Origin of the sequence: Flavobacterium aquiphilum, assembly GCF_027111335.1 — a bacterium.
In the GTDB taxonomy this organism is placed as follows: Bacteria; Bacteroidota; Bacteroidia; order Flavobacteriales; family Flavobacteriaceae; genus Flavobacterium; species Flavobacterium aquiphilum.
The window spans coordinates 806,371-818,956 of sequence record NZ_CP114288.1 but is presented as its reverse complement, the minus strand read 5'-3'; the positions used below and the strand labels follow the sequence as shown (position 1 = coordinate 818,956).

The following is a 12,586-nucleotide window of genomic DNA, read 5'->3' as shown; positions in this document are numbered from 1 at the left end:
CAATGAAATTAAATATCGCACTTTTAGCAGGGGACGGAATCGGACCAGAAGTAATTGATCAAGCAGTAAAAGTATCAGATGCCATTGCACAAAAATTTGGACACGAAATTACTTGGAAACCAGCTTTAACCGGTGCTGCTGCAATTGATGCAGTAGGTGAACCTTATCCAGATTCAACTCATGAAGTTTGTAAAAATGCCGATGCAGTTCTTTTTGGTGCAATTGGTCACCCTAAATACGATAACGATCCATCTGCACCAGTACGACCAGAACAAGGTTTGTTAAAAATGCGTAAAGCACTAGGTTTGTTTGCAAACGTAAGACCAACTTTTACATTCCCATCTTTATTGGACAAATCTCCTTTAAAAAGAGAAAGAATCGAAGGAACTGACTTAGTTTTCTTAAGAGAATTAACAGGAGGAATTTACTTTGGTGAAAAAGGAAGAAAAGACAACGGAGATACTGCTTTTGACAACTGTGTTTACACGAGAGCTGAAGTTCAACGTCTAGCTAAAAAAGGTTTCGAATTGGCAATGACACGTTCTAAAAAATTATGCTGCGTTGATAAAGCAAACGTTTTGGAAACATCCCGTTTATGGAGAGAAACTGTTCAGGCAATGGAAAAAGACTATCCAGAAGTTCAAGTAAGCTACGAATTTGTTGATGCGGTTGCTATGCGTTTGGTACAATGGCCAAACTCTTATGATGTATTGATTACTGAAAACTTATTTGGGGATATCTTGACAGATGAAGCTTCTGTAATTTCAGGTTCAATGGGATTAATGCCTTCTGCATCTATGGGAGCTGAAGTATCTTTATTTGAACCTATTCACGGTTCATACCCACAAGCTACAGGATTAAACATTGCTAACCCAATGGCTACTGTTTTATCTGCTGCAATGATGTTCGAAAATTTCGGATTGATGGAAGAAGGAAAAGCAATGAGAGATGCTGTAAACAAAGCTTTAGAAGCTGGAGTGGTTACTGAAGATTTAGCAAATGGAGGCAAAGCATACGGTACCAAAGAAGTAGGTGACTGGTTAGCCGCTAACATCTAAAAATAAAATTCACTTTTTCGGTCCCCTCTCCTTTGGAGAGGGCGGAGGGTGAGGAAACAAAAAAAGGTGTCAATTTTCATTGACACCTTTTTTATATGATTGAAAAAAACAATTAATATCTTCCTCCTCTGTCACCACGGTTATCTCCACCACGGTTGTTTCCATAACCTCCACTACGGTTGTTATTAAAACTTCTTCTTTCGCCTTCTGGTTTTGGTTCAGATTTGTTTACAACAATTGCACGTCCTTGAACAGTAGCTCCGTTCAATTCGTCAATTGCTTTTTGAGCTTCATCATCATTTGTCATTTCAACAAATCCAAATCCTTTACTTCTTCCTGTAAATTTATCTGTGATAATTTTAACTGAATCAACTGCTCCGTAAGCCTCGAAAGACTCTCTTAAATCTGCTTCCTCAATACTGAACGGAAGGCTTCCAACAAAAATATTCATAAGTTCTTATTTATAATAATTGAAACAAATGTACTCTATTTTTTTTCTAATCTACTATAAATTAGCTTATTTATGAAATATTTTACAAAACCTTCATTTTCATCTACCTTGATCTCAATAATTATTTAATTGAAATTATCTTTTGAATTGATTTTAAGTCCAAAAAATAAAACTTTTTTTATCTCATTTTTTTTAAAATAACGCTAAAAAAACAGCTAACAAACTATTAACCATTAAAATAAAAATCTTTTTAGATAGTTACAATAAAAGATGTATCTTTGCACCCTTAATTAATCGAGGTCGAGTACCTCAAAATTTAATCATACGATTATGTCAGTAAAAATTAGATTACAAAGACACGGAAAAAAAGGAAAACCTTTTTACTGGGTAGTAGCGGCTGATGCACGCTCAAAAAGAGATGGTAGATACCTTGAAAAAATTGGTACTTACAATCCAAACACAAATCCTGCAACTATCGAATTAGACTTGGATAGTGCAGTAAAATGGTTGCACAATGGTGCTCAACCTACTGATACAGCTAAAGCTATCCTTTCTTACAAAGGAGCTTTATTAAAACACCACCTAGATGGAGGTATCCGTAAAGGAGCTTTGACTCAAGAACAAGCTGACGCAAAATTAGCTGCTTGGTTAGAAGCTAAAGCTGGAAAAGTTGACGCTAAAAAAGAAGGTTTATCTAAAGCACAAGCTGCTGATAGAGCTAAAGCATTGAAAGCTGAACAAGAAGTAAACGCAAAACGTATCGCTGCTGCTGCACAAGCTGAAGCAGATGCTATTGCTGCTGCAGCTGCTGAAGAAGCTCCTGTTGCAGAAACTGAAGAAGCTCCTGCTGCTGAAGAAAATAACGAAACAACTGAAGCATAATTTAGCTGGCGAAAATGCGTAAAGAAGATTGTTTCTATTTGGGCAAAATCGCCAAAAAATTTAGTTTCAAAGGGGAAATCCTTGCTTATTTGGACACGGACGAACCTGAGTTATACCAAAACTTGGAATCAGTGTTTGTTGAATGCAACAAACACTTGGTTCCTTTTTTTATTCAAAATAGCTCCTTACACAAAAACGATTTCCTTAGAATTAGTTTCGAAGACATCGATACAGAAGAAGCTGCCGATGCCTTAATTGGCAATGATTTATATCTTCCTTTAAAAATGTTACCTAAACTTTCGGGTAATAAATTTTACTTTCACGAAGTTATTGGATTTGCAATAGAAGACAAACGCTTGGGATATGTTGGAGATATCCAATCGATAAACGACACCACAGCCCAGCCTCTTTTTGAAGTACTTAAAGACGGCAACGAAATCCTAATTCCTATGGTTGATCACTTCCTGGTTAAAGTTGATAGGGAAAACAAAAAAATCATTATGGATTTACCAGAAGGCTTGATTGAAATGTACCTTTAAAAAAGTATTCAGGCTCAGTTTTTAATCTTAAATCTGCATTCGCTACACGAGACCAAAAGACGAACTTACCAAGTAATCATCCATCTAAAATCCATATGCCTAAATTCCAATTCAAACAATTTTCAGTAGAACAAGACCGCTGTGCGATGAAAATTGGAACTGACGGTGTTTTGCTTGGCGCATGGACTCCCATCGAAAACAATCCTTTCAGCATTCTTGACATTGGCGCAGGAACTGGTATCATCGCTTTGATGTTAGCCCAAAGAAGCCATGCCGAGCAAATCGATGCTTTGGAAATTGATGACGATGCTTATGAGCAAGCTTCGGATAACTTCGAAAACTCCCCTTGGAACGATCGCTTATTTTGTTTTCACGCAGGTTTGGACGAATTTGTCGAAGAACCTGAAGACGAGTATGATTTAATTGTTTCCAATCCTCCTTTTTATAGCGAAGATTATAAAACTGAAAATGATCAACGAGATTTGGCACGTTTTCAAGACGCTATGCCTTTCGAGGATTTAATCGAAGCTACCGCATTATTACTTTCTGAAAATGGAATCTTCTCGGTTATTATTCCTTTCAAAGAAGAAGAAAATTTCCTGGCTCTTGCCGAAGAATACGAATTACACCCTATCAAAATAACTCGTGTAAAAGGAACACCTACTTCAGAAATCAAAAGAAGTTTATTGGCTTTCGGTCGAAACGAAAGCGACACTGTTTTGTCAAATGAGTTGATCATTGAAACTTCAAGACATATTTATACTCCAGAATACATCGAATTGACAAAAGACTTTTATTTGAAAATGTAGTTTTTCTTTCTCTTTAAAAGAATTTTGCTCTACTTCAAACATCCTTTATCAATAATCATTTTCTCCTGTAATATTCAAACTTTAAATTGTATTTTATTTTTAAAAAACAATTTAATCTTCTTGGCAATTATACTCGATAAATATTGATTTTTTTTACAAAAAAAAGTATATTTGATTGCGTATAAGAATATTACATTTATAATAATTTAAGAAAAACCAAACCGTCTTTCAAACAAAACAACAATAAGGATTTATAAAAATAATTCAAAGATGTATTAAAAAAGACCCATGAAAAAACATTTTCTTCTCTTATTTATGCTTTTAGCATCACTGGAATTCTTTGCTCAAGCTCCAGTAATTTCAAACAAAAAATTTTCGCTAGGAAGCTATGGCCGCGCCGGAATAGCTTATAGTCTTGGAGCTCCTAATAGTGAATTTCCACAATCCCTCAATTTGAACGGAATGGGTTCTATCGGAGGAAGATTTGAAGAAAACGACTACTTTGAACTGATTACTGCAATGCACCTTTCTCCAACCATTGCCAGTAAAGACACCACCAAAATAAATGTTCAGGCTCGATTTGCATTTTACACCACCCAAGGACAATTAATCGGTAATGTCTCCAATAAATCAATAGGCGGAATAACAACCGCTTTGCCTGAATTATTTGCCGAAGCCAATAATATAATGGGAAGTGATTGGAGCGTGTGGATTGGAGCACGTTTATACAGAAACGATGATATTCATAATATTGACCATTATTATTTTGATGACCATTCAGGACAAGGAGTGGGTATCAAACACAAAAACACTCAGTTTTCAGTAATTTTTGCCGGATCAATAGACACGACATCAACATTGCCTCCAAATTTCTACCTCAATATCGTAAATGGAACGCCAACATTGGGACTACGCAACAGATACATCTCCACATTAGAACATTCCATAATAACCAAAAAAGGATATGTAAAATTACTCGGTGAATTTCAGAGATTACCATCAGGAACAACACAGGATGCAACCACAAAATACAATTATCCTGCTGATTTCGGATATGTATTTGGGGCTAAATACCAAACAAGCCTTGCAACCAAACTAGCAGGTTCTTTTAATGCCATTAGCGCCCGTTACGGTGCCGGAATTGCCAATGGAGGCGACGGGGGAAGTAGTAAAACCTTTATCACTTATGGCGGACCAAACTTAAGAACTAACAGTTTCAGGAATGCTTATTCACTGGCACTTACAGAAACTTTTTTATTAAACTTAAACAAAAATTACTCGCTTAATGGATATGCTTTATATACCAAAAGCAGAGGAGCCAGCGACAGCCTAAACACTACAACTGATTATCTCGGCAAGCAAAAACTTTTTAACAGAAAACAAGATATTGCATTTGGAGCAAGAGGAACCTGGTACATTAAAAACTGGCTGCATTTACTTCACGAATTTGATATGACCTGGCGAAAAGACGGAACACAGGATTTTGCACAAATGACAAAATTCTCAATTGCACCCACACTTGTCCCAACATCCGAAAGAAGTGTTTGGGCGAGACCACATATTCGATTTGTTTACAGCATCGCACATTATAATGATTTTGCCGCCAATCATCTCTACTCCCCTTATCTCACACAAAGTGGTGTCAAGAGCTGGGGACAATATATTGGAGCAAAAGTAGAATGGTGGGTATTTTAAACAAAAAAAGTCCTGATAATATTATGATTTACATCTCAAATTATCAGGACTTATTAAACAGATTACTATTTTCAGAAAATCTAGTATTACTTTATTTTAGAAACAAACCTCAATTATTCTAAGAACATAGATAATTAATTAGTTCCAAGCATCTATTTTGCTATACAATACGTACTTGCAGGATCAACATCTCCCTCTGGAAAGTTTTTAGCAAAAAATGTTCTTTTAACTGTGAAGCAATCACCATCAATACTCACAATTGTTGTAACAATTCTATCACCAACTTCCATCTGTGATTGACCTAACTTTTTAACGCAAGTAACTTCATATTCACATCCGCTTAACCATTTAACACTCCAAACCAATTGGAGTACTCCATCATCATAACTTTCTTGGGATGCGCCCTTTATAACAAAAGTCCTTTTAGGATAGTCCGGATTATAAGCTTTCACATTTTTAAGTTTAGTACAATCAAGGGCTTGGGAATACCCCATAGTTCCTACAAAAAGTAGCAAAATAAGTACAATTTTTTTCATATTCGATTAGGGTTTTGACGTAAAAAGACGTCGTTTTTAAGTAGGTTAATTTTCACCCAATATTACAAAATTACCCTCCTCTATCCAACAATTATATTTAGTTTCAAACATCTAAATAACTATCTGTTTTACAAGGATATCCACTCAAATTATGGTTTTTTTAATATTTTTTTATGCGTCAAAAAAGATTCAACCTATGAAATTATCGCAAAAAATACTTCAAGAATTCTTAAGTTGAAATTTGCAAAAACTGTAATAATTCAAGAAACACTAATTATCAGGCATAAATAATCTTTTACAAATGCATTGCAATGTAACGTGTTTGTCCATTTTTTTATCAAAAATATTTTTTATAACATTTTAAATTGGTTTTGTTATATTTCTTTATGTAGATTTGTATCAATATTAAAAATCATAACATGAAACCCGATTTATTTCAAGCCCCTGATTATTATAATCTAGATGATTTATTAAACGAGGAACACAAACTTGTCCGTGATTCCGCCCGAGCTTGGGTAAAACGTGAAGTTTCCCCCATTATAGAAGAATATGCCCAAAAAGCTGAATTCCCAAAACAAATTATAAAAGGATTAGGTGAAATAGGTGGTTTTGGCCCTTACATTCCAGCAGAATACGGAGGAGCAGGATTAGACCAAATCTCTTATGGTCTAATTATGCAGGAAATTGAACGTGGTGATTCGGGTGTCCGTTCCACTTCATCAGTGCAATCATCATTGGTGATGTATCCAATTTGGAAATATGGAAATGAAGAACAAAGAACAAAATATTTACCAAAATTAGCAACCGGGGAATTAATGGGTTGCTTTGGTTTGACAGAGCCTAATCACGGTTCGGATCCGGGAAGCATGATTACCAATTTCAAAGACATGGGCGACCATTATCTTTTGAATGGTGCCAAAATGTGGATTTCGAATGCACCTTTCGCTGATATAGCTATCGTTTGGGCAAAAAATGAAGAAGGAAGAATTCACGGATTGATTGTAGAGCGAGGAATGGAAGGTTTTACAACACCAGAAACTCACAATAAATGGTCATTAAGAGCTTCATCTACTGGCGAATTGATTTTTGATAATGTAAAAATTCCTAAAGAAAATTTACTTCCGAATAAATCTGGATTGGGCGCACCGTTAGGATGTCTTGATTCTGCCCGTTACGGAATTGCCTGGGGAGCTATTGGTGCGGCAATGGACTGCTACGATACCGCTTTGCGATATGCCAAAGAAAGAATTCAGTTTGACAAACCTATTGCAGGAACCCAATTGCAGCAAAAAAAATTGGCTGAAATGATTACCGAAATCACTAAAGCACAATTACTTACCTGGAGACTTGGTGTTTTAAGAAATGAAGGAAGAGCAACATCTGCTCAGATATCTATGGCCAAAAGAAACAATGTCGATATGGCGCTGAATATTGCTCGCGAAGCCCGACAAATATTAGGTGGAATGGGAATTACCGGCGAATATTCGATTATGCGTCATATGATGAACCTCGAATCGGTAATAACATACGAAGGAACTCACGATATCCATTTATTGATTACAGGATTTGACATAACCGGAATTTCGGCTTTCAAATAAAAACCAAACAAACAAAACTGACGGAAAAGCTTCTTGGAAACGGGGAGCTTTTTCATTTTAAATAATATGACTGTTCGCTAAGCGGACCAAAAAAAGTAATATATTTTTAACCATTAAGATATTAAAAAAATTAAGTTTTTAGGCTTAATGAACCTTAATTACTTAATGTTTTAAGAGAGAAAAAACTTATGTTTTTTTAATAAACCGACAAAATTTTGGGTTGATATTATTAACGGATAGTCATATTAAATAATGCAAAAAAACAAAATGCTTCCTTTTAGCCCCGATGGAAGTAAAAATCCTTGTGTGCCGTCGTTTGGCATACAAGATTGTAACGGACAGCGGGAACCATGATCACAAAAATGCCTTTTGTTTCTGCTCCAAAAAATTAGTCCCAATTTTCAGCTTTTTACTGATAATTGGGACTGAAATCTAAATTTTAAATCTAATTTTCAGGAGCTAACTCCAATTCTAAACCTTCAAGGCTTTCGGTTATTGGAATTTGACAACCTAAACGACTGTTGGATTTTACGTAAAAAGCTTCCGAAAGCATTGCTTCTTCATCGTCTCCCATTTCAGGAAGTGGCACATCATTAAGAACATAACATTGGCAAGATGCACACATTGCCATTCCGCCGCAGGTTCCTTCAACCGGAAGCTCATAGGCTTTACACAATTCCATTATATTCATCGCCATATCTGTTGGCGCTTGCAATTCATGAACTACTCCTTCTCTATCTTTAATTTTTATTAAAACGTCCATTTATATTTTTATTCTTTAATATTAATAAAATCGGAGCCGTTTTAAAACTTCGATTTTAATCTTTTATAGTTAGATCTAATGCGTAATCTTTATCGTTCTCATTGTTATGAATCTTTAGGCCAATGATATCAGCCTGGTTCACAACAAAAGTTATTTTTACAGAAGGGGTATATGACCCTTCGATTGTTTTGAATATAAATTTGCCTTCATAGGTCATACTCACCAGACCATTCTTTTCAGTTTTGGTTTTAGTCAGTACTGGCAAACTCAACTCGGCTGTACTATAAGCACTTTTATCAACCATTTTGGCTTTTCCGGCGCTAAGTTCGGTCAAAAATTCAGCATTTGCAATTTTCAACTGCCCCTGCCTATTTGACGAAACATTAATCATTGAACCATAATTAACTTCGGCCCACTCTTCATCAACCATTACATGTGATCTTGAAACATAAGCCTCTTGAATTGGTTCTTGACCATAATTTTTACAAAAACATAAAAGTAAGATAACTAATAAGTAATGCTTTTTCATAATTCAAATTTGTAGGTTATGTTACAAATGTAAATTTTTATTTGAAAAATCAAATAAAAATAACTTGAATTATTCACAACATTTTTTGCAGATATTAAAAAAAACTGCGGTTTTATTGGTTATTCATTAATAATAATATTCCAAAAAAAGCTTTTCATTGCATTTTAACAAGAGTCCACCATCATTTTAACAAGAACTGTGATGATAAATATCATTTTTTAATAATGTATTTTTGACTAAACAAAAAGACATTATTAAATGTTTTTACAACACATTAATAACCGTCTCTATTTGAGGAGCGTACTTTTTAATAGTTGTCTCAACACCTGCTTTCAACGTCATTTGATTTACACTGCAACTCGTACAAGCCCCTTCAAGACGCACTTTCACGTGCTTTCCTTCGTCAATTGAAATAAGTTTTATATCGCCACCATCCGAATTCAAGAAAGGTCGAATTTCATCCAGCGCTTTTAAAACGTTATTTTTTAGTTCTTCTGTTTTCATAATTTAGATTATTAGATTATTAGATTTTCAGATTAGTTAGTCTTTTGAAAATATTTCAAAGTTGTCTAAACTTTCTAAAATTCTAAGTTGTCTATTTTTTAACAGCTGAGCAACCAGCCATTGTAGTAATTTTTATTGCCTCAGTAGGCTCCAAATTTTCATTTCTGTTAATAACCTCGCTAACTACATTTCGTGTTATCTCCTCAAAAACATTTTCAATAACAGTTCCTGTTTGCAATGCAGCTGGATGTCCGTAATCTCCTGCTTCGCGAATAGACTGAACAATTGGCACTTCCCCAAGGAAAGCAACCCCTAAATCTTGTGCAAGATCTTTGGCTCCCTCTTTTCCAAAAATGTAGTATTTATTGTTTGGCAATTCTTCCGGTGTGAAATAGGCCATGTTTTCTATGATTCCCAAAACAGGAACATTTATAGCTTCAGACATGAACATCGAAACTCCTTTTTTGGCATCGGCCAATGCAACTGCTTGCGGTGTACTTACCACAACTGCACCGGTAACCGGCAATGACTGCATAATTGACAAATGGATATCTCCTGTTCCCGGTGGCAAATCGATCAACATAAAATCCAATTCTCCCCAATCAGCGTCAAAAATCATTTGGTTTAACGCTTTGGAAGCCATTGGTCCTCTCCAAATAACGGCTTGGCTTGGCGAGGTAAAAAATCCGATGGAAAGCATTTTCACGCCGTAACTTTCAATCGGTTTCATTTTTGATTTTCCGTTAACTTCAACCGAAATTGGTTTTGCAGTTTCAACATCAAACATGATTGGCATAGAAGGTCCATAAATATCAGCATCTAAAACCCCTACATTAAATCCCATCTTTGACAATGTTACCGCCAAATTTGCTGTAACGGTCGATTTCCCTACCCCTCCTTTTCCAGAGGCAACAGCAATAATATTTTTTATTCCAGGAATGGCTTTCCCTTTGATTTCATTCTTTTCCGGAACTTCAACTTTAATGTTTACTTTAATTTGGGCATCAGGAGAAACCAATTCGTGAATCACTTTCTTGATATCGTCTTCGGCTCTTTTCTTGATATGCATTGCCGGCGTATGTAACACCAAATCCACAACAACCTCATCTCCAAAAGTAATTACGTTTGCAACCGCTCCGCTTTCTACCATATTTTTACCTTCTCCAGCAACAGTAATCGTTTCTAATGCCTTAAGGATATCTTTTTTATCTATTTTCATTACTAATTATAATTTATTTAAAACATTCCATCACCTATCTAACGTTGTTTCCAAATTAAATCAGGTGATTCCATTATTATTTTTTAGTCTAAATACCTCTAAAAAATTATCTTTATTTAAACTAATTTTAGACTGCAAAGATAACGGATTATGTTCTTATTATAAAGGATTTAAATTGTATTTATTGATAGTGATGCATAATAACATCTATATTCATTCTTGTCTTTTATTCGTCCCAAATTGATATTACAACTCTATTTCGGGTTCCCAAAAAACATCCTCAAAATTAACTATTTGGTTATTCTCTATAACAACACCTTCGCTTTCCAGTAATTGCTGCATCAGATTAGTACCATCAAAATGATGTTTACCAGTAAGCATCCCTTTTCTGTTCACCACCCGATGTGCAGGAACCTCCTCAAGATTATGTGCCGCATTCATCGCCCAACCTACCATTCTGGCCGAACGCGCAGCTCCCAATACTTTGGCAATAGCTCCATAGGAAGTAACTTTTCCGTAGGGAATTTGCTTAACCACAGTATAAACTCTTTCGAAAAAATTATCGTTTGATGCTTCCATTTTGTCCTATCCAAGATACCCGTTAATAAGCTTGAAAAGTGTAAGTATTGAAACCAAGCCTGTAATCGAACCAATAATGTAATTTCCATTATTCATTAAAAAAGAGGATTTTGCTTCTCCTTTTTTGAAGTATTCAATATATAAATAAAAGACTGTGAACGACCCTATGACCACCCCGCCTACAAAAGTAAAAATAAAGGATTGTAAAAAAGAAAAATACCCATAAGCAGAAAGCGTAATGGATATGAAAACATAATACGGAATGGGGAATAAATTCAAAGCAGACAGCAACATTCCTAAGAAAAAACGATTCGTTTTACTGCGTACCTTCATTTCGGATTTAGGCAATTTTGGTTTTTTGGCATTCCAAAAAAAATAAATAGTCAAACCAATGAATATGAACAATCCTATTTCCTGAAGAAGACTAATAATATCAGGATGGCTGTTGATGAAATCAGCAAAAAGCAAAGCCAAAAAAGTCTGAAAAAAAACAATTACCGTTGCTCCTATAGCAAAAGAAATTGCTTCATTCCTACCGTCTTTCAAACTCACTTTTGCGGCAGTCATATTAATCAAGCCGGGAGGTGTAATACCGATTGCCGCTACAATAAATCCTATAAAAAAAGGCGGAAGTAGATTCATACTTTGTTTGCAATGCTGTTTGTTGCTTCAGTCAATCAACTGAAAACCACAACCAAACCTATTTGATTTTAAAACGTATATACGTAATCGCTTTGTTAATTTCCAAATATTGTTTTTCGTAAAAAGTCTGAAAAGCAGTTACTTCTTCAGGGCTTCCTTCGTTTACATAGACATTATGATTGGCATACAGAACCTCATGTCCTTCGCCATGAAGCAGTCCTAATGTATAACCGTGCATAAACTCACTATCGGTTTTAAGATTAACTACTCCGTCCTTCTTTAAAATCTTCTTGTACAATTTTAAGAATTCGGAATTCGTCATTCTATGCTTCGTTCTTTTGTATTTTATTTGCGGATCCGGAAATGTAATCCAAATTTCATCCACTTCATTTTCGGCAAAAATATGATTGATCAACTCAATTTGAGTTCTTACAAATGCCACATTATGTAATCCGGTTTCAACTGCAGTTTTTGCACCACGCCAAAAACGGGCTCCTTTAATATCGATTCCTACAAAGTTTTTATTGGGATATTTCTCGGCCAATCCAACAGAATATTCTCCTTTTCCACAACCCAATTCCAGCACTAACGGATTTTCGTTTTTAAAGAAATCTGAATTCCACTTTCCTCTTAGCGGAAACAAATCTCCCACTACCTCTTCTCTTGTTGGTTGAAAAACATTATTGAATGTTTCGTTTTCCTTGAACCTTTTTAATTTATTTTTACTTCCCACGATATTTTTGCAATTTCGGCAAAATTAAGGAATTAAATAAGAATGAAAG

15 protein-coding genes are annotated in these 12,586 nt (G+C 35.2%); 6 read left to right on the top strand and 9 right to left on the bottom strand.

Going from position 1 to position 12,586, the window contains the following annotated elements:
• Positions 1–2: 2 nt before the first annotated feature.
• The gene (gene leuB / locus OZP12_RS03380) at positions 3–1,058 is read left to right on the top strand and encodes a 3-isopropylmalate dehydrogenase (RefSeq protein ID WP_281227644.1); all 1,056 of its coding nucleotides are present in this window, start codon (positions 3–5) and stop codon (positions 1,056–1,058) included.
• A 112-nt stretch (positions 1,059–1,170) separates the two neighbouring features.
• Here the strand turns inward: leuB and rbp are convergent, their stop codons facing one another.
• On the bottom strand, positions 1,171–1,509 hold the full coding sequence (gene rbp, locus OZP12_RS03375) for an RNA-binding regulator (RefSeq protein WP_281227643.1): 339 nt from the start codon (positions 1,507–1,509) through the stop codon (positions 1,171–1,173).
• Between the two features lie 330 nt (positions 1,510–1,839).
• On the opposite strand from rbp, the gene OZP12_RS03370 reads away from it, so the two are divergent.
• The 4 genes from OZP12_RS03370 to OZP12_RS03355 all read left to right on the top strand — a co-directional run bounded on the left by OZP12_RS03370 (position 1,840) and on the right by OZP12_RS03355 (position 5,434).
• A complete protein-coding gene (locus tag OZP12_RS03370; protein ID WP_281227642.1) occupies positions 1,840–2,391 on the top strand; it encodes a 30S ribosomal protein S16 in 552 nt (183 codons plus the stop codon).
• Positions 2,392–2,405: 14 nt separating this feature from the next.
• On the top strand, positions 2,406–2,930 hold the full coding sequence (rimM, locus tag OZP12_RS03365) for a ribosome maturation factor RimM (RefSeq protein WP_281227640.1): 525 nt from the start codon (positions 2,406–2,408) through the stop codon (positions 2,928–2,930).
• Between the two features lie 95 nt (positions 2,931–3,025).
• Positions 3,026–3,739: a tRNA1(Val) (adenine(37)-N6)-methyltransferase gene (locus tag OZP12_RS03360; RefSeq protein WP_281227639.1), complete on the top strand. Its 714-nt coding sequence runs from the start codon at positions 3,026–3,028 to the stop codon at positions 3,737–3,739.
• Between the two features lie 288 nt (positions 3,740–4,027).
• Positions 4,028–5,434, top strand: coding sequence for a carbohydrate porin (locus tag OZP12_RS03355; protein WP_281227638.1), 1,407 nt, complete (start codon positions 4,028–4,030; stop codon positions 5,432–5,434).
• Positions 5,435–5,586: 152 nt separating this feature from the next.
• Here the strand turns inward: OZP12_RS03355 and OZP12_RS03350 are convergent, their stop codons facing one another.
• Complete coding sequence (locus OZP12_RS03350; protein ID WP_281227637.1) at positions 5,587–5,970, bottom strand: hypothetical protein; 384 nt, start codon at positions 5,968–5,970, stop codon at positions 5,587–5,589.
• A 419-nt stretch (positions 5,971–6,389) separates the two neighbouring features.
• On the opposite strand from OZP12_RS03350, the gene OZP12_RS03345 reads away from it, so the two are divergent.
• Positions 6,390–7,568, top strand: coding sequence for an acyl-CoA dehydrogenase family protein (locus tag OZP12_RS03345; protein ID WP_281227636.1), 1,179 nt, complete (start codon positions 6,390–6,392; stop codon positions 7,566–7,568).
• Positions 7,569–8,013: 445 nt separating this feature from the next.
• On the opposite strand, the gene OZP12_RS03340 is transcribed toward OZP12_RS03345, so the two are convergent.
• From OZP12_RS03340 to trmB, 7 genes are all read right to left on the bottom strand, one after another.
• Complete coding sequence (locus tag OZP12_RS03340; protein WP_073205174.1) at positions 8,014–8,331, bottom strand: 2Fe-2S iron-sulfur cluster-binding family protein; 318 nt, start codon at positions 8,329–8,331, stop codon at positions 8,014–8,016.
• 55 nt (positions 8,332–8,386) lie between these two features.
• The gene (locus tag OZP12_RS03335) at positions 8,387–8,860 is read right to left on the bottom strand and encodes a hypothetical protein (RefSeq protein ID WP_281227635.1); all 474 of its coding nucleotides are present in this window, start codon (positions 8,858–8,860) and stop codon (positions 8,387–8,389) included.
• A gap of 264 nt (positions 8,861–9,124) precedes the next feature.
• Positions 9,125–9,364, bottom strand: a complete 240-nt coding sequence (locus OZP12_RS03330) for a NifU family protein (protein ID WP_281227634.1) — start codon at positions 9,362–9,364, stop codon at positions 9,125–9,127.
• Positions 9,365–9,455: 91 nt separating this feature from the next.
• Positions 9,456–10,583, bottom strand: a complete 1,128-nt coding sequence (locus OZP12_RS03325) for an Mrp/NBP35 family ATP-binding protein (RefSeq protein WP_281227633.1) — start codon at positions 10,581–10,583, stop codon at positions 9,456–9,458.
• Positions 10,584–10,829: 246 nt separating this feature from the next.
• Positions 10,830–11,162 carry an MGMT family protein gene (locus tag OZP12_RS03320; protein WP_281227632.1) on the bottom strand — a complete coding sequence of 111 codons (333 nt, stop codon included), beginning with the start codon at positions 11,160–11,162 and terminating at the stop codon, positions 10,830–10,832.
• 6 nt (positions 11,163–11,168) lie between these two features.
• The gene (locus tag OZP12_RS03315) at positions 11,169–11,804 is read right to left on the bottom strand and encodes a LysE family transporter (protein WP_281227631.1); all 636 of its coding nucleotides are present in this window, start codon (positions 11,802–11,804) and stop codon (positions 11,169–11,171) included.
• A gap of 58 nt (positions 11,805–11,862) precedes the next feature.
• Positions 11,863–12,537 carry a tRNA (guanosine(46)-N7)-methyltransferase TrmB gene (trmB, locus tag OZP12_RS03310; protein WP_281227630.1) on the bottom strand — a complete coding sequence of 225 codons (675 nt, stop codon included), beginning with the start codon at positions 12,535–12,537 and terminating at the stop codon, positions 11,863–11,865.
• Between the last annotated feature and the right edge of the window lie 49 nt (positions 12,538–12,586).